Origin of the sequence: Pseudomonas rhizosphaerae (assembly GCF_000761155.1) — a bacterium.
In the GTDB taxonomy this organism is placed as follows: Bacteria; Pseudomonadota; Gammaproteobacteria; order Pseudomonadales; family Pseudomonadaceae; genus Aquipseudomonas; species Aquipseudomonas rhizosphaerae.
This window is the reverse complement of the sequence record NZ_CP009533.1, coordinates 903,936-919,940: the sequence shown is the minus strand read 5'-3', so window position 1 is coordinate 919,940 and position 16,005 is coordinate 903,936. Positions and strand designations below refer to the sequence as shown.

The following is a 16,005-nucleotide window of genomic DNA, read 5'->3' as shown; positions in this document are numbered from 1 at the left end:
TGTTCGCCATGATTCGTACGCCCCTGGCCACCGCCAGTCTGCTGGCCATCGCCATTGCTCTTGCCGGTTGCGACAGCAAGGACAAGCAAACCACCACCGCCGCTCAGGCCCCAGCACCGGCTGCGTCGGCGCCGGCGGCTCCGGCTGCGGTACCCACGGCCTCCGGCACTCTCGACGAGACAGCGGCCAAGGCCGTGGTCGCCCATTACGCCGACATCGTGCACGCCACGTTCGACGATGCCCTGAGCACCGCCCAGTCGTTGCAGAAGGCCGTCGACGCTTTCCTCGCCGCGCCCAGCGACGCCACGTTGAAAGCGGCGCGTGACGCCTGGATCGCCTCGCGTCCGTCCTACCTGCAGACCGAGACCTTCCGCTTCGGCAACACGCTGATCGACGACTGGGAAGGTCAGGTCAACGCCTGGCCGCTGGACGAAGGCCTGATCGACTACACCGACAAGAGCTACGAGCACGCCCTGGGCAACCCCGGTGCTACCGCCAACATCATCGCCAACAAGGAAATCCAGGTCGGCGAAGACAAGGTCGACGTCAGCGAAATCACCCCCGAGAAGCTTGCCAGCCTGAACGAACTGGGTGGCTCGGAAGCCAACGTGGCCACCGGCTACCACGCCATCGAGTTCCTGCTCTGGGGCCAGGACCTCAACGGCACCGGCCCTGGCGCCGGCAACCGTCCCGCCTCCGACTACCTGGAAGGCACCGGCGCCACCGGCGGCCACAACGATCGCCGCCGTGCCTACCTCAAGGCCGTCACCGACCTGCTGGTCAACGACCTGGAAGAAATGCTCGCCAACTGGAAACCCAACGTCGCCGACAACTACCGCGCCACCCTGGTGGCCGAACCGGTCGACAGCGGCCTGCGCAAGATGCTTTTCGGCATGGGCAGCCTGTCGCTCGGCGAACTGGCCGGCGAGCGCATGAAGGTCGCACTCGAAGCCAACTCGCCGGAAGACGAGCACGATTGCTTCAGCGACAACACGCACAACTCGGCTTTCTACAACGCCAAGGGCATCCGCAACGTCTATCTGGGCGAATACACCCGCACCGACGGCACCAAGCTGACCGGTGCAAGCCTGTCCTCGCTGGTGGCCAAGGCCGATCCGGCCACCGATACCGCGTTGAAGGCCGATCTGGCCGACACCGAGGCGAAGATGCAGGCCATCGTCGAGCGCGCCAACAAGGGTGAGCACTTCGACCAGCTGATCAGCGCCGACAACGCCGCCGGCCAGCAGGTGGTGCGTGATGCCATCGCAGCCCTGGTCAAGCAGACCGGTGCCATCGAACAGGCAGCCGGCAAACTGGGCATCACCGATCTCAACCCGGACACCGCCGACCACGAGTTCTGATCCACCCCGGCTTGCGTGTCGAAACACGCTGCACTGGCGCCGGTTGAACCGACGCCAGTGCAGCCGCCACAAGGCCGGTCGGCGGGCGGCGTGGCCTCGGCAAGCAAAGCTTTCGCCGCCCTGCATCCACCCGACATCCACCCTATTCACAACAGCTTCCCATCCATGCGCCCACCCCTGCCCTGCTTCGTCCTCCTGCTCCTGGCGTCTGGCCTGGCGGGCTGCGACGACGCCCCGCGCTTCACCCAGGCCGAACCGGGCGAAGCACAGAGCGCAGGCCAGGCCACGGTGCGCAAATTCGACGTCAACGCCTACTCCATGCCGTCGGCCAATCTGTCGCCGGTCCGGCGCCTGGATTTCAGCGTGGGCAACAGTTTCTTCCGCAGCCCCTGGGTCATCGCGCCCTCCACCACCACGGCGCGTGACGGTTTGGGGCCGCTGTTCAACACCAACGCCTGCCAGAATTGCCACATCAAGGACGGTCGCGGCCATCCACCCGAAAACGACGCGCTCAGCGCGGTGTCCATGCTGGTGCGCTTGTCGCTGCCCGACGGCCCGCACTACCTGCGCGAGATCGAACGCCTGGGCGTGGTGCCCGAGCCGGTCTATGGCACGCAGCTGCAGGACATGGCCATTCCCGGCCACGTTCCCGAAGGCAAGGTGAGGGTGACCTACCAAAGCGTTCCGGTGCACTTCAAGGACGGCACGCAGGTCGAACTGCGCCAGCCGCAGTTGCAGATCAGCCAACTGGGCTACGGCGACCTGCATCCCGACACGCGCCTCTCCGCGCGCGTCGCTCCGCCGATGATTGGCCTGGGCCTGCTCGAGGCCATCAGTGAGCAGGATATCCTGGCCAACGCCCGCCATCAGGCCGAGAGCGGCGGCCCGATCAAGGGCCGGCCCAACCAGGTATGGGACGACGCCCAGGGTCGCACGGTGCCCGGCCGGTTCGGCTGGAAGGCCGGACAGCCCAATCTGAATCAGCAGAACGTGCATGCCTTTTCCGGCGACATGGGGCTGACCACCTCACTGCGCCCCTTCGACGACTGCACGGTGGCACAAACCAACTGCCTCGAGGCGCCGAATGGCAATGGCCCAGGCGGCGAACCCGAAGTCAGTGATAACATCCTGCGCCTGGTGCTGTTCTACACCCGCAACCTGGGCGTGCCCGCGCGGCGCGACGTCGACTCTGCGCAGGTGCTGGCCGGCAAGAATCTGTTCTACCAGGCTGGCTGTCAGGGTTGCCATGTGGCGCAATACACGACGACCAGCGACGCCGCGGAACCGGAGTTGCGCAACCAGACGATTCGCCCCTATACCGATCTGCTGCTGCACGACATGGGCCCGGGCCTGGCCGACGGGCGCAGCGAATTCAAGGCCGGCGCACAGGACTGGCGGACGCCACCGCTGTGGGGTATCGGCCTGAGCGAAACGGTCAGCGGGCACAGCCAGTTCCTCCACGACGGCCGTGCGCGCAACCTGCTCGAAGCGGTGCTGTGGCATGGCGGCGAGGCCGAAGCGGCCAGGCAGCAGGTATTGCAATTCGACGCCGGGCAGCGTGCCGCCCTGCTGGCGTTCTTGAACTCTCTCTAGATGAATACACGTTTCAGGAGCCTACATGTTCCGTCCCAAGCTGCTCTTCACCGGCCTTGCCGCCCTGGCACTGGGTGCCTGTTCACCGCAAGACCAGCAAGCCGTCACCAGCGCCGCCATCGCCAAGCAAGTCATCCTGCCGACCTATAGCCGTTGGGTGGAGGCCGATCGGCAACTGGCAGCCAGCGCTCTGGCGTTCTGCCAGGGCAGCCAGCCACTGGACGCCGCACGTGCCGATTTCCTCAAGGCACAACGGGCTTGGGCCGAGTTGCAACCCCTGCTGATCGGCCCGCTGGCCGAGGGCAACAAGGCCTGGTCGGTGCAGTTCTGGCCGGACAAGAAAAACCTCGTCGGCCGCCAGGTCGAACAACTGGCCAACGCCGAGCAACCCGTCGATGCCCAGAGCCTGGCCAAGGCCAGCGTGGTGGTGCAGGGTCTGTCCGCCTACGAGTACATCCTTTTCGACAGCAAGCCGGAAATGGCCGATGCCGCGCAGAAAGCGCGCTATTGTCCGTTGCTCAGCGCCATTGGCGAGCGCCAGAAAGCCCTGGCCGAAGAAATCCTCGCCAGCTGGAACAGTGCCGACGGCATGCTCGCGCAGATGACCAAGTTCCCCAACCAGCGCTATGCCGATTCCCACGAAGCCATCGCCGATGTGCTGCGCGCCCAGGTCACTGCACTCGATACCCTGAAGAAAAAGCTCGGCGCGCCCATGGGCCGCCTGAGCAAGGGCATTGCCCAGCCCTACCAAGCCGAGGCCTGGCGCAGCGCGCAGTCGATGAACAGCGTGCGTGCCAGCCTGGCGGCTGCTCAGACCGTCTGGGTCGGTGTCGACAACAAGGGCCTGCGCGGCCTGCTGCCTGGCGAGCAGAAAGCCCTGGCCGACAAGATCGATGCCGCCTACGCCACGTCCATGAAGTTGCTGGACGGCAACACCCGCACCCTGGGTGATCTGCTCGGCGACGAGGCAGGCAAGCAATTTCTCAATACCCTCTACGACAGCCTCAACGTGGTGCATCGCCTGCACGAAGGCGAATTGGCCCGCGCCCTGAACATCCAACTGGGCTTCAATGCCAACGACGGTGACTGACGATGATCGTACGCTCGGCGCAGAAGCTGACCCACGTACTGCTCAAGGCCCTGACCCTGGGCAAGTGGACGCTGTCCAGGCATTCAAAGCGCGAACCGCTGTTGCTGTCGGCACGCGATGACGCCGATGGCGGTCACTACGCGGTAGGTTACCGGCTGGACGGCCGTGAGGTGTTCGCGACCCAGGTAGGCCAACGCTGCCATGACATCGTCGATCATCCGACCCTGCCGCTGGCGCTGTTCGTGGCTCGCCGTCCCGGCACCCAGTGTTACCTGATCGATCTGCGCGATGGCGCCCTGCTGCAGACCCTGGAATCGCGCCCGGACCGGCATTTCTATGGCCATGCGGTGATTCACAACGACGGCGAGTGGCTGTACGCCACCGAGAACGACACCACCGAGCCAGGGCGTGGCGTGCTGGGGGTCTACCGCTTCGTCGACGAGCGCCTGGTGCACAGTGGGGAGCTGTCCACCCACGGTATCGGCCCTCATCAGGTGTCATGGATGCCGGACGGCGAAACCCTGGTAGTGGCCAACGGTGGTATTCGAACCGAGGCTGAAAGCCGGGTCGAGATGAATCTGGACGCCATGCAGCCGAGCCTGGTGATGATGCGGCGTGATGGGTCGCTGCTGAGCAAGGAATGCCTGGAACAGCCGATGAACAGCGTGCGGCATCTGGCGATCAGCGCGGACGATACCGTGTTCGCCTGTCAGCAATTCATGGGCCCCTCCCACGAGAGCGCGCCGCTATTGGCCATCAAGCGTCCGGGCCAGGCCTTCGAAGCCTTTCCCGTTTCGCTGTCGCAGTTGCAGTCGATGGGGCACTACACCGCCAGCGTCGCGGTGCACAGCGAACTGCGCCTGGTGGCACTCACCGCGCCCAGGGCCAATCGCTTCTTCATCTGGGACATGGACAGCGGTGCGGTCAGGCACGACGGCACCTTGCCCGACTGCGCGGGCGTGGGTGCGGTGGAAGACGGTTTCGTGGTGACTTCGGGCCAAGGCCGCTGCCGCTATTACGACTGCCGCGCACCTCAACCGGTGGGAACGCCGCTGCAACTGCCGTCGGGGCTATGGGACAACCACCTGTACCTGGCCTGACGGCCCCGCGACCGTATCAGCCCTGAGTGCGTACGCCTTGGCTCAGGCCCAGCATGAACAGGATGAAATCCTTGTCCGGGGTCACGGCGATGTGCGCCTTCTGCGAGCGCGGCAATGGGCAGTTGCCTTCGCCATGGGCAGCGCTGAGGATGGCCGAGCGCGGTTGTTCCCACGCTGCTGCCGCCGCAGTGGCTACCCCAAGGGCCGCCACCAGAAACAAACCTCGTGCGATTTCTAGTTTCATCACTCTAAACCTTTGATGGAGCTGCCGAATGCCGCCTCATAAAGGTAGATCAGCTTACGCCAGTCCGGATCACTGAACGACGAATGGCGACGCAATTGCTTCATGTCGTGTGAGGCGGCCTGCTGAGCGGTCATGCGTTGGCGACACTTCTCCAGGTCCAGCAGCGCCACCTCACCGCGTGCGGCGCTGCCCTCGCCCGTCACGCGGACGAATACGTGTTTGATGTAGATGCAGCTGTGTTGCCAGCGTCCGCGGTGCATGCGCGCCAGATTGGTCGCCAGGCTCTGCAGAACCTGCTCGTAGACTGCTTCGCCATGACGCTCGCGACCCCCACCCTGCAACCAATGCTCGTACTCCTCGAAACCGTCCAGCGACTTGGTCACCAGCAGCGCTCGCCACTCGTTGTTCTCGTCGCGCTGGGTGCCGCAGAAGATCATCTTCGGCACCTTGACGTCGAGCTGGTACAACGCGGTCAGCGCATCACGCTCGCGCAATACCGTAGGACGACCGAAGGGATGCAACCAGCTGCGGTAGATGTGTCCGACCTGACGCTTGACGTAGATCATCTGCCCGTCGGCCGCGAACAGGCGCTGCACGCCGCTTTCGCCGCCACGTCGCACATTGGGCTCCTCGACCCATGCGCCCTGTTGCCGCCAATAGTGATCGAAGCCGGCCTTGCCACTCGCCGTGCCTGTCGTCATGCCCTCAACCACCATCCTGCTTACCCCTTACGTAGAACGTATACTCGCCACATGGCGTACATCGGCAAAAAGTCCAGGCGTTCCTGGATCCGGAAACCGGCCTGGATGAACTCCGCTTCCACGGTTGCCGCCGGCAACACGAAGCGGTTCTGATACTCGTCCTGCTCACTGCGCAGGCGTCGACGCTGCTCGGCCCGCTCACGCTTCCAGGCCTTGAAGTTGCCATCGACCCAGAGCGACAACACCACACTGTCACGGGTTACCCGGTGAAACTGCTTGAGGATCGTCATGCGATGCTCGGCTTCACCGATGTGGTGCAACAGCCTCATGCAGAAAATGCTGTCCACCGAATTGTCCGGCAAGGCAATGTCGAACGCCGAGGTCTGCAACGGCTGCACGCGCTCCACGATATGCGCCGGTTGCGACGCGCATGCGGTTTCCACCATGGCTGCCGAATTGTCCGCGCCGATGATCACTCGGTTGTGTTTCTCGGCCAGCAATGGCCAGAAGCGCCCCGCGCCGCAGGGCAAGTCCAGCACCAGCCCAGGCTCGCCGATCAAGGCAAGCGCCTTGCGGGCCAGTTGTTCGTCGCGTCGGTGGGACATGCGTCGAGCAAAGCTGTTGCGGTGCTTGTCGAAATATTTCTGCGCGTGGGCGCGGTCATACTTTTCTGAAAATTCCAACTTCACGGGATCAGACATGGGCACGGCTCCAGGACAGGTGGCGCACACCTTATTCATCCAACCGTCATGGCCAGGTCATCTCACTGTGAAAAATTTGTCAGAAATTTCCTAGTTGAAACAGGATATTTCCTACAGTAAAGGCATCCGGCCGTGGGAAGCAAGCCTCAGGCCGCGGTTTGCTTGCCCAGCCCCAGTTCGACGGTGAAGCGGCAGCCGTGAGGCTCGACGGTCTCCAGCTGCACCTGCCAGCCCTGGTCCTCGCAGATACGCTGGACCAGCGACAACCCCAGGCCCAGCCCTTCTCCACGTTTTTCCGGACCTCGTACGAACGGCTGGAACATGGCTTCGCGCTGGGCTTCGGGAATGCCCACGCCGCTGTCTTCCACATGGAAGCTGGTTGCGCCGAGTGTCAGGCGGATGAAGCCCTGGTCGGTGTAGTGCAGGGCATTCCGCAACAGGTTGCCCATCACCGCATGCAGAAAGGTGCCGTTGTAGGTCTGCGCCAGGGGCGTTCCGGCGACGAACTCCAGGCTCAGGCCCTTCTTTTCGATCGCGGGTCGCCATTGCGTCATCAGGTCTTCGGCGACCTGGCCAAGGGTGGCCGGTGCCACGCGGCCACTGTCATCGCGCTGAGCGCGCGCCAGCATCAGGAAAGTCTGCACCAGATCGCGCATGTCCTCGCAAGCGCGCGCGATGCGCTGCACTTGGGCGCGCGACCGCTCGGGCAGCGCCGGGTTTTCCAGCAACAGTTCGCAGGAACTGGCCAATACCATCAGCGGGGTGCGCAATTCATGGCTGACGTCGCTGGTGAACAGGCGCTCGCGGGTCAGCGCATCGCGCAGGCGGCCAAGGGTGGCATCGAAGGCCACGGCCAGCTCACCGACTTCGTCGGCGGTGTAGTCCGGCGCCAGGGGCGGGGCCAGGCCAAGGATCTGGTCACGATGGCGGACCTGGCGCGCCAGGCGCACCACGGGCGCCATGACCTTACGCGCCAGCACCCAGCCCAGAAAGATCGCCAACGCCAGGCTGAGGACGAAACCCACCAGCACCACGGCGAACAGCACACGTTCGCGCTCTTCGAAATCGCTCTGGTCCTGCAGCAGGGCGTAACGACGGCCATCGACCACCTGAACCATCGCATGGTAGGACAGCTTGCCGCGAAACACTTCGTGGAAGCCGGCCGGCAGGTGTTTCACATCCGCCGCCAGCTCGAAGTCGCCCGGACCGCTATCGTAATAGAACAACTGGTCGGGTTCGGGGCGGTGGTTCCAGTCGGCAGCGTTGTCCATCAGCAGCAGACGCTGCAGATCGCCGCCCAGGCCTGCGGAAATCAGTCGTTCTTCCACCAGGTGCACGGTGGCCACGATACCGACCGCGAACGCACCAGCCACCAAAGCGCTCATCAAGGCAAAGGCGATGATGATGCGTTGCGCAAGGCTCTGCTTAAACTCCATCGCGGCCTTCGGCGAGGCGGTAGCCTACGCCATGCACGGTATGCAGTAGAGGCTTGTCGAACGGTTTGTCGATCACCTGGCGCAACTGATGGACGTGGCTGCGCAGGCTGTCGCTGTCGGGGCAATCGTCGCCCCACAGGGCCTCTTCCAGCACTTCGCGGCGCAGCACATGGGGGCTTTTCTGCATCAGCACGGCGAGGAGCTTGAGGCCTACAGGGTTCAACTTGAGCAGCCGGCCCTCGCGGGTGACTTCGAGGGTGTCGAGGTCGTAGATCAGATCGCCGACCTGCAACGAGCGGCGTCCACCGCCCTGGGCGCGGCGCAGGACCGCCTCGATGCGCGCCGCCAGCTCGGACAGGGCGAATGGCTTGAGCAGGTAGTCGTCGGCACCGGAACGAAAGCCTTGCAGGCGGTCATCCAACTGGTCGCGCGCGGTCAGCATGATCACCGGCGTATCGCGCCGGGCGTCCTCGCGCAGGCGCTTGCACAGGGTATAGCCGTCGATGCCCGGAAGCATGATGTCGAGCACGATCAGGTCATAGTGCTCGGTCGCCGCCAGGTGCAGACCGGACAGGCCGTCCTGGGCGCAGTCGACGGTGTAGCCTTTCATACCCAGGTAATCGGCCAGGTTGGCCAGGATATCGCGATTGTCTTCAACCAGTAGGATGCGCATGGGCAGGGTCTCCGAGTGCTGCTGTCGCCCCGGCGGGGCTCGCGCAGCTTATAGGCTGGGCAGGCATAAAAAAACCCCGGCCACGACTGGCCGGGGTTTTTCTTACCTGCAAACAGGTAGAGCGCGAGGGCTCGCTTACATCATGCCGCCCATGCCACCCATGCCGCCCATGTCTGGCATGCCGCCGCCAGCCGCGCCTTCGGCTTTCGGCTTGTCGGCAATGGCTGCTTCGGTCGTCAGGATCAGACCACCGATGGAAGCTGCTGCCTGCAATGCCGAACGGGTCACCTTGGTAGGGTCCAGGATACCCATTTCGATCATGTCGCCGTAGACGCCGGTTGCAGCATTGTAACCGTAGTTACCGTTGCCGTTCTTGACTTCGTTGACCACAACGCTTGGCTCGTCGCCGGAGTTGGCAGCGATCTGGCGCAGCGGTGCTTCGACTGCACGACGCAGTACCGCTATACCGACGTTCTGGTCGGCGTTGTCGCCGGTCAGGTTGGTCAGCGCTTCCAGAGCACGGATCAGCGCAACGCCACCGCCAGGTACCACGCCTTCTTCGACGGCTGCGCGGGTTGCGTGCAGGGCGTCTTCAACGCGGGCTTTCTTCTCTTTCATTTCAACTTCGGAGCCAGCGCCGACCTTGATCACTGCAACGCCGCCAGACAGCTTGGCCAGACGTTCCTGCAGTTTTTCACGGTCGTAGTCCGAGGAAGTTTCGCCAACCTGGGTACGGATCTGGTTGATACGGGACTGGATGTCGCCTTCAACGCCAGCACCGTCAACGATGATGGTGTTTTCCTTGGAGATGGTCACGCGCTTGGCGCTGCCCAGGTTCTCCAGGGTGGCACTTTCCAAGCTCAGGCCGATCTCTTCGGAGATGACGGTGCCGCCGGTCAGTACTGCGATGTCCTGCAGCATGGACTTGCGACGGTCGCCGAAGCCCGGCGCCTTGACGGCGGCGACTTTGACGATACCGCGCATGTTGTTCACGACCAGCGTCGCCAAGGCTTCGCCTTCGACGTCTTCGGAAACGATCAGCAGCGGACGGCCAGCCTTGGCGACAGCTTCCAGCACCGGCAGCATTTCGCGGATGTTGGAGATCTTCTTGTCGACCAGCAGGATCAGCGGGCTGTCCAGCTCGGCGACCATGGTTTCAGGCTTGTTGACGAAGTACGGGGACAGGTAGCCGCGGTCGAACTGCATACCTTCGACGACCGACAGTTCGTTTTCCAGACCCGAACCTTCTTCGACGGTGATCACGCCTTCTTTACCGACCTTCTCCATGGCTTCGGCAATGATGTCGCCGATCGAGCTGTCGGAGTTGGCGGAGATGGTACCGACCTGAGCGATGGCCTTGGTATCGGCACATGGCTTGGACAGGTTTTTCAGCTCAGCGACAACGGCGATGGTTGCCTTGTCGATGCCGCGCTTGAGGTCCATCGGGTTCATGCCAGCAGCGACGGCCTTGTAGCCTTCGTTGACAATTGCCTGAGCCAGAACGGTAGCGGTGGTGGTGCCGTCGCCTGCGTCATCGTTGGCACGGGAGGCAACGTCTTTGACCAGCTGCGCGCCCATGTTTTCGAAACGGTCTTCGAGCTCGATTTCCTTGGCAACGGAAACGCCGTCCTTGGTGATAGTCGGAGCGCCGAAGCTCTTCTCGATGATCACGTTACGGCCTTTCGGGCCCAGGGTCGCCTTGACGGCGTCAGCCAGAACGTTGACACCAGTGAGCATTTTCTTGCGGGCGGAGTCGCCGAATTTAACTTCTTTAGCAGCCATGATCGATTTCCTTGAATACTGGGGAGTGACGGGCGTTCAGTGGTATCAGCCTTCGACGACGGCGAGGATTTCGTTCTCGCTCATCACCAGCAGGTCTTCGCCGTCGACCTTGACGGTGTTGCTGCCCGAGTAAGGGCCGAAAACCACCTTGTCACCCACTTTGACGGCCAGCGCGCGGACTTCGCCGCTATCCAGGATCTTGCCGGTGCCCACTGCGACAATCTCGCCACGGTTGGGTTTTTCAGCGGCCGAACCTGGCAGAACGATACCGCCAGCGGTTTTGGACTCTTCTTCGCTGCGACGGATAACGACGCGGTCATGCAGAGGGCGAAGCTTCATTGTCGATCTCTCCTAATTATGGTTTTCATCGGCCGGTGTGTACCGGCGGTGTGGATCTTCCGGCGTAACCGGTCGCGCCTTGCACGGCAAGACGCGGAAACATGTGTGGCGCTGATGCCACAGACCTTGCGGTGACCCATACATGAGGTCGGCGCGCGGGATTACAAGGGCCAGGGTGAAAAAATTTGCAGGAAAAAGGGCAAAAGAAACGGCGCCCGAGGGCGCCGTTGACAGGGTGCGAAGGGTTTTCAGCGCCCGCTGCGATCCGTGTCGCGGCCGACCACTTCGCCTTCGATGACTTCCCCCTCGATCACATGGGCGCGGTAGGCCTGGCTGGGGGCACCGGGCGACGGCATGTCGTCGGCGAAAGCACGCTGGCGCATGGCCTGCGCCTGGGCACGCTCGCGCACCTTGCGAATCAGGAAATGCCGCGTGAACGGCAGCAGGCACAGCACCCCCAGCACATCGCTGATGAAGCCGGGGACGATCAGCAGGATACCGCCCATGGCAGTCACCAGGCCATTGAACATCTGTTCGGCGGGCAGCTCGCCACGCTGCAGGCTGGCGCGGGTACGCAGCACCGTGGCCAGGCCGGCCACGCGCAGCACCAGCACGCCCAGCGCCGAGCCGGCGATGATGAGCAGCAGCGCGGGAAAGAACCCGATGGCCGTGCTCACCTTGAAGAAGACGTACAGTTCCAGCACGGGGAACAACAGGAACAGCAATAGAAAAGCGCGCATCAAATGGTTTCCTCTACGGAAGAATGCCTTCCAGTAGACCCTAGATGACGTCAATAAATCGTTAATTCAAGGCAGGGGCCAATCAGTCGGTCCGCACAAGTCCGCGAAACCCGCATGGATCGGGGCTTCGCGGACATGTGTCGGCGTATTGCAATGTTACCAGGCAACACCGAAACCCGCGGTATAGCGCGTGGTGTCGAGGTCGGCGGCATCGGTACCGCTGACCAGGTCTTTCTCCGCCTTGAGGTTCAGCGAAGCCCATTCGGTGACCTTGTAGCGCAGGCCCACTTCGGCATCCAGGCTGTAATCGGCCACATTGCCGATCGGCTTGCCGAGTTCACCGTTGGTGAAGAACTCGACGGTCTTGCCGATCAGGTAGCGGTTGTAGTCCCACTTCATGGCCACCGAATAGAAACGGTCCTTGTCACCATCGGTGTACTGGTAGTCGGTACGGTTGATCAGGCCACCCAGGGAGAATGCGCCCAGCTCGTCGTCCCAGAACTGGTAGCCGGGGCCGGTACCCACGGTACGCTGGCGCTCGAGGTCTTCGATTTTGTCGCGCTTGTAGTCCACGCGACCCTGCCAGAACCACTGATCGGTCAGGAAGCGATCGAGCGAGTATTCCAGGTCGAAATTGTCGGTGGTGACGACGCTGTCCTGGGACTCGCGGTTGTACTCGCCCGAGCCGATATGCCGCCACTTGCCGTGCCGGGCAGTGGTCTTGAAGGCAACGTTGTAGTCATCGGTATCGGTTTCGGCGCGTTTGTAGTCCAGGCCCATGTCGACGTTGCCCTTGATCTGCAGGTCGGTGACCACGGGCTTGGGCTTGATGATCTGCTGGATGCTGGCCAGCTCGACGGTCTTGGGCGCCTCGCCGTTCTGCAAAATGACCTTGCCGTCGTCAGCGGCCTTTATCGTCTTGGCTTTCTCGCCCATGTAGTCATCTTGCTTGACCAGCAACTCCTGATCGCTCTCCATGGTCTTGATCTGTTTCCAGTCCAGGGGAATCGACCCACCGTATTCGGTCTTGACCATCAGCTTGCCACCGTCGAACACGGTAATCTTGCCGGAGATGCGGTCACCATTTTTCAGCCAGACAGTGTCGGCGAAGGTCACGGTAGAGGCGGAAGCCACAGCGAGGCACAGCACGGTTCTAAGCAACATAGGCAGTTTCTGGGGGCTCTGATGTGTAGGAAATGCGGCATTATTCGGTAGGAATGGATCCGAGCAAGGACAGACACCCAGATGACAGACGAGTTCAATTCTCAACTGCACAACACAGCCGATCACACTGCGGCCATTCGCCGCACTGCGCTGTACACCGTGCTGGCCCAGGTGCCGGAGGGCAAGGTAGTGACCTATGGGCAACTTGCCGAGCTGGCCATGCTCGGTCGCGCGGCACGGTGGGTCGGGCGCACCTTGAGCCAACTGCCGGACGGCACCCGCCTGCCCTGGCACCGCGTGGTTGCCGCCGGTGGGCGCCTGAGCTTGGATGCAGGCACTTGCAGCGGTGCCGAGCAACGCGCGCGGCTGCGCAGCGAAGGCGTCCTGATCATGAAGAATCGTGTGGATATGGCACGCCATGGCTGGCGTCCGGAGCAAGCATGCGGTTAGAGTGCGCGCTTTGTTTCGCAAACTGAGGCAGATTCCAGCCCATGCCCCGTAAAACCTGGCGCGCCGCGCTCGCCGCTTATGCCAGCCCTTCCACCGTTGTGCTTCTGCTGCTCGGTTTCGCTGCCGGCCTGCCGTACATGCTGGTGTTTTCAACCCTGTCGGTGTGGTTGCGTGAAGCGGGCGTCGCCCGTGAAACCATCGGTTACGCCAGCCTTATCGGTCTGGCCTATGCCTTCAAATGGGTGTGGTCGCCGCTGCTCGACCAGTGGCGACTGCCGCTGCTCGGCAAGCTGGGGCGGCGTCGCTCATGGCTGGTGCTGGCCCAGGCACTGGTGATTCTTGGCCTGGTGGGCATGAGTTTCTGCGACCCGCAAAAGCATCTGTCGTGGTTGATCGCAATCGCCGTGGTGGTCGCGTTCGCCTCGGCCACCCAGGACATCGCGGTGGATGCCTACCGCCTGGAAATCGCCGAAGACCAGCGCCAGGCCGCCCTCGCCGCCAGCTACATGGCCGGCTACCGCGTGGCTGCACTGCTGGCCACCGCCGGCGCACTGTATTTCGCCGAAGGTTTCGGCTCCACCGGGTTCGCCTATCTGCATCAGGCCTGGGCCAACACGTATCTGCTGTTTGGCGTATTGATGGTGCCGGCTCTGATCACTACGCTGGTCATGCGAGAGCCACCGGTTGCCCTGCGCACGCAACTGTCTGCGGCGCGCTATGGCTTCAGCCATCAGCTGATGTCGGTGTTCGTGTTGATCGTGCTGCTGGTGTCGGTACCGGCCATGTTCACCCAGCTGTACAACACCGATTTCGCCAGTGTGCTGTTCGGCAGCCAGAGCCTGATCGACCTGCTGCTCGAGGACCGAGCCTTCCTGCGTGCCCTGCTCTACATTATCCTCACCGCCGTCTGCCTGTCCTCGTTCGGACGCCGCGGGCTGGCACCGGTGCTCACCCCGATCAACGACTTCATCCTGCGCTACCGCTGGCAGGCCTTGCTGTTGCTGGGGCTGATCGCCACCTACCGAATGTCGGACACGGTCATGGGGGTCATGGCCAATGTCTTCTATATCGACCAGGGTTTCACCAAGGACCAGATCGCCAGCGTCAGCAAGATCTTCGGCCTGATCATGACCCTGCTCGGCGCCGGTTTCGGCGGGCTGCTGATCGTGCGCTTCGGCATCCTGCCCATTCTGTTCATCGGCGGCATCACCTCGGCGGGGACCAACCTGCTGTTCCTGATGCTGGCCGACATGGGACCGAATCTGCAGATGCTGGTGCTGACCATCTCGCTGGACAACTTCAGCTCCGGGCTGGCGACCTCTGCCTTCGTTGCCTACCTGTCGAGCCTGACCAACCTCAAGTTCTCGGCGACGCAGTACGCACTGCTCAGCTCCATCATGCTCCTGCTGCCGCGCCTGATCGGGGGCTATTCAGGGGTCATGGTTGAGAAATTCGGCTACCACAATTTCTTCCTGATCACGGCCTTGCTGGGCGTGCCGACCCTGCTGCTGATCGCTCTGCACTGGAAGCAGGAGAATGCGCGCATCGCCCGCGATGGGCCGGACGAAGAAGCGTCCTGACAAGAAAAAGCCCCGGCCATGACGACCGGGGCTTTTTCGTTACGGCTGGCCAGGCTACTTGATCATTGCGGCTTGTCAGCCTGCCTGGCGTCTTCCTGCATCACACGGATCACCCGCTGCGGGAACGGAATGTCGATGCCCTCGGCGCGCAGGCGATCGCGAATCTCGCCGTTGAGCATGTTGGTCACGCCGCCGAAATCGCCGGTGTTCACCCAAACTCGCAAGGACACGGTGATCGAGCTGTCACCCAGGGCAGCCACTACCGCTTCGGGTGCCGGGGTCTGCAACACGCGCGGGTCCTTGGCCAGGTCCAGCAGGATCTCGCGGGCCTTCTGCAGGTCGGCGTCGTAGTCCACACCGATGTCGAAGGTGATCTTGCGCGTAGGCTGACGATTGGTGTTGGTGATGATGCCATTGGACAGATTGCCGTTGGGCAGGATCACCGTGCGGTTGTCGCCGGTGCGCAATACGGTGTGGAAGATCTGGATCGAGTCGACGGTGCCGCTCACGCCTTGCGCTTCGATCCAGTCGCCGATGCGAAAGGGACGGAACAGCAGGATCAGCACACCGCCGGCGAAATTCGCCAGGCTGCCCTGCAGGGCCAGGCCGATGGCCAGGGTCGCACCACCGATGGCGGCCACGAACGAGGTGGTCTCGATGCCGATCATCGAGGCGACGCTGACCATCAACAGGATTTTCAGGATGATGTTGGCGAGCGTGCCGATGAAGTTCTGCAAAGCCAGATCGATGTGACGCAGGGCCAGCAGTTTCTGCAGATTGGCGGTGACTCGATTGATCAGCCACCAACCCACACACAGCACCACCAAGGCCAGGATGACCTTGCTGCCGTACTGCATGACCATCGGAATCCAGGCCTGCGAGGCCTGGACCAGATGATTGACTTCCGCGTTCAAATCCATGGGGTTCTCCTACCGCCTTCGTTCAAGAAATGCGTGCGGGGGCCCGGATGAACCGACGCCGGCGTCGCCGAGCCGTGACCCAGGAAGCTCCAACAACCGCGGCGCCAGTGGCTCCGGCCGCACTGAAGCTC

General features: G+C 62.9%; 16 protein-coding genes. 6 read left to right on the top strand and 10 right to left on the bottom strand.

The genetic code is table 11. The features are described 5' to 3' along the window. Nucleotides 1–8: 8 nt before the first annotated feature. The 4 genes from LT40_RS04205 (at nt 9) to LT40_RS04190 (ending at nt 5,144) form a co-directional block, all read left to right on the top strand. Nucleotides 9–1,361, top strand: coding sequence for an imelysin family protein (locus LT40_RS04205; RefSeq protein WP_043186906.1), 1,353 nt, complete (start codon nt 9–11; stop codon nt 1,359–1,361). Between the two features lie 165 nt (nt 1,362–1,526). Then, nucleotides 1,527–2,954: a di-heme oxidoreductase family protein gene (locus tag LT40_RS04200; RefSeq protein ID WP_043193284.1), complete on the top strand. Its 1,428-nt coding sequence runs from the start codon at nt 1,527–1,529 to the stop codon at nt 2,952–2,954. 25 nt (nt 2,955–2,979) lie between these two features. Continuing rightward, on the top strand, nt 2,980–4,044 hold the full coding sequence (locus LT40_RS04195; RefSeq protein WP_043186904.1) for an imelysin family protein: 1,065 nt from the start codon (nt 2,980–2,982) through the stop codon (nt 4,042–4,044). 2 nt (nt 4,045–4,046) lie between these two features. After that, complete coding sequence (locus LT40_RS04190; protein ID WP_043186902.1) at nt 4,047–5,144, top strand: DUF1513 domain-containing protein; 1,098 nt, start codon at nt 4,047–4,049, stop codon at nt 5,142–5,144. 16 nt (nt 5,145–5,160) lie between these two features. Here LT40_RS04190 and LT40_RS04185 read toward each other — a convergent pair whose 3' ends face one another. The 9 genes from LT40_RS04185 to LT40_RS04145 form a co-directional block, all read right to left on the bottom strand. Beyond that, nucleotides 5,161–5,388, bottom strand: a complete 228-nt coding sequence (locus tag LT40_RS04185; RefSeq protein WP_043186900.1) for a hypothetical protein — start codon at nt 5,386–5,388, stop codon at nt 5,161–5,163. Next, complete coding sequence (locus tag LT40_RS04180; RefSeq protein ID WP_237749282.1) at nt 5,388–6,089, bottom strand: lipopolysaccharide kinase InaA family protein; 702 nt, start codon at nt 6,087–6,089, stop codon at nt 5,388–5,390. Before LT40_RS04180 ends, LT40_RS04185 begins: the two co-directional genes overlap by 1 nt. 20 nt (nt 6,090–6,109) lie before the next feature. Next, nucleotides 6,110–6,790 (bottom strand): class I SAM-dependent methyltransferase, encoded by a 681-nt coding sequence (locus LT40_RS04175; protein ID WP_043186895.1) that lies wholly within the window; start codon nt 6,788–6,790, stop codon nt 6,110–6,112. 146 nt (nt 6,791–6,936) lie between these two features. Continuing rightward, on the bottom strand, nt 6,937–8,226 hold the full coding sequence (locus LT40_RS04170) for a sensor histidine kinase (protein WP_043186892.1): 1,290 nt from the start codon (nt 8,224–8,226) through the stop codon (nt 6,937–6,939). After that, nucleotides 8,216–8,899 (bottom strand): two-component system response regulator ColR, encoded by a 684-nt coding sequence (colR, locus tag LT40_RS04165; RefSeq protein ID WP_043186890.1) that lies wholly within the window; start codon nt 8,897–8,899, stop codon nt 8,216–8,218. Before colR ends, LT40_RS04170 begins: the two co-directional genes overlap by 11 nt. 135 nt (nt 8,900–9,034) lie before the next feature. Then, nucleotides 9,035–10,681, bottom strand: coding sequence for a chaperonin GroEL (gene groL / locus LT40_RS04160; protein WP_043186888.1), 1,647 nt, complete (start codon nt 10,679–10,681; stop codon nt 9,035–9,037). 45 nt (nt 10,682–10,726) lie between these two features. Continuing rightward, entirely contained in the window at nt 10,727–11,020 is a 294-nt protein-coding gene (locus LT40_RS04155) for a co-chaperone GroES (protein WP_043186886.1), read from the bottom strand. A gap of 248 nt (nt 11,021–11,268) precedes the next feature. Next, nucleotides 11,269–11,760: an FxsA family protein gene (locus LT40_RS04150; protein ID WP_043186884.1), complete on the bottom strand. Its 492-nt coding sequence runs from the start codon at nt 11,758–11,760 to the stop codon at nt 11,269–11,271. A gap of 156 nt (nt 11,761–11,916) precedes the next feature. Continuing rightward, nucleotides 11,917–12,924 (bottom strand): DUF481 domain-containing protein, encoded by a 1,008-nt coding sequence (locus LT40_RS04145; protein WP_043186882.1) that lies wholly within the window; start codon nt 12,922–12,924, stop codon nt 11,917–11,919. Nucleotides 12,925–13,005: 81 nt separating this feature from the next. On the opposite strand from LT40_RS04145, the gene LT40_RS04140 reads away from it, so the two are divergent. Both LT40_RS04140 and LT40_RS04135 read left to right on the top strand, forming a co-directional pair. Then, nucleotides 13,006–13,374 carry an MGMT family protein gene (locus LT40_RS04140; protein ID WP_043186879.1) on the top strand — a complete coding sequence of 123 codons (369 nt, stop codon included), beginning with the start codon at nt 13,006–13,008 and terminating at the stop codon, nt 13,372–13,374. A gap of 41 nt (nt 13,375–13,415) precedes the next feature. Continuing rightward, on the top strand, nt 13,416–14,954 hold the full coding sequence (locus LT40_RS04135; RefSeq protein ID WP_043186877.1) for an AmpG family muropeptide MFS transporter: 1,539 nt from the start codon (nt 13,416–13,418) through the stop codon (nt 14,952–14,954). 62 nt (nt 14,955–15,016) lie between these two features. Here the strand turns inward: LT40_RS04135 and LT40_RS04130 are convergent, their stop codons facing one another. Further along, nucleotides 15,017–15,874 carry a mechanosensitive ion channel family protein gene (locus LT40_RS04130; protein ID WP_043186874.1) on the bottom strand — a complete coding sequence of 286 codons (858 nt, stop codon included), beginning with the start codon at nt 15,872–15,874 and terminating at the stop codon, nt 15,017–15,019. Nucleotides 15,875–16,005: the final 131 nt, after the last annotated feature.

What these genes read in the sequence shown, in the direction of transcription:
- LT40_RS04200 (WP_043193284.1), top strand. Translation starts at nt 1,527, where the DNA reads ATGCGCCCACCCCTGCCCTGCTTCGTCCTCCTGCTCCTGGCGTCTGGC.
- LT40_RS04150 (WP_043186884.1), bottom strand. Translation starts at nt 11,760, where the DNA reads ATGCGCGCTTTTCTATTGCTGTTCCTGTTGTTCCCCGTGCTGGAACTG.
- LT40_RS04145 (WP_043186882.1), bottom strand. Translation starts at nt 12,924, where the DNA reads ATGTTGCTTAGAACCGTGCTGTGCCTCGCTGTGGCTTCCGCCTCTACC.
- LT40_RS04185 (WP_043186900.1), bottom strand. Translation starts at nt 5,388, where the DNA reads ATGAAACTAGAAATCGCACGAGGTTTGTTTCTGGTGGCGGCCCTTGGG.
- LT40_RS04155 (WP_043186886.1), bottom strand. Translation starts at nt 11,020, where the DNA reads ATGAAGCTTCGCCCTCTGCATGACCGCGTCGTTATCCGTCGCAGCGAA.
- groL (WP_043186888.1), bottom strand. Translation starts at nt 10,681, where the DNA reads ATGGCTGCTAAAGAAGTTAAATTCGGCGACTCCGCCCGCAAGAAAATG.
- LT40_RS04135 (WP_043186877.1), top strand. Translation starts at nt 13,416, where the DNA reads ATGCCCCGTAAAACCTGGCGCGCCGCGCTCGCCGCTTATGCCAGCCCT.
- LT40_RS04205 (WP_043186906.1), top strand. Translation starts at nt 9, where the DNA reads ATGATTCGTACGCCCCTGGCCACCGCCAGTCTGCTGGCCATCGCCATT.
- LT40_RS04180 (WP_237749282.1), bottom strand. Translation starts at nt 6,089, where the DNA reads ATGACGACAGGCACGGCGAGTGGCAAGGCCGGCTTCGATCACTATTGG.
- LT40_RS04140 (WP_043186879.1), top strand. Translation starts at nt 13,006, where the DNA reads ATGACAGACGAGTTCAATTCTCAACTGCACAACACAGCCGATCACACT.
- LT40_RS04175 (WP_043186895.1), bottom strand. Translation starts at nt 6,790, where the DNA reads ATGTCTGATCCCGTGAAGTTGGAATTTTCAGAAAAGTATGACCGCGCC.
- LT40_RS04190 (WP_043186902.1), top strand. Translation starts at nt 4,047, where the DNA reads ATGATCGTACGCTCGGCGCAGAAGCTGACCCACGTACTGCTCAAGGCC.
- LT40_RS04170 (WP_043186892.1), bottom strand. Translation starts at nt 8,226, where the DNA reads ATGGAGTTTAAGCAGAGCCTTGCGCAACGCATCATCATCGCCTTTGCC.
- LT40_RS04130 (WP_043186874.1), bottom strand. Translation starts at nt 15,874, where the DNA reads ATGGATTTGAACGCGGAAGTCAATCATCTGGTCCAGGCCTCGCAGGCC.
- colR (WP_043186890.1), bottom strand. Translation starts at nt 8,899, where the DNA reads ATGCGCATCCTACTGGTTGAAGACAATCGCGATATCCTGGCCAACCTG.
- LT40_RS04195 (WP_043186904.1), top strand. Translation starts at nt 2,980, where the DNA reads ATGTTCCGTCCCAAGCTGCTCTTCACCGGCCTTGCCGCCCTGGCACTG.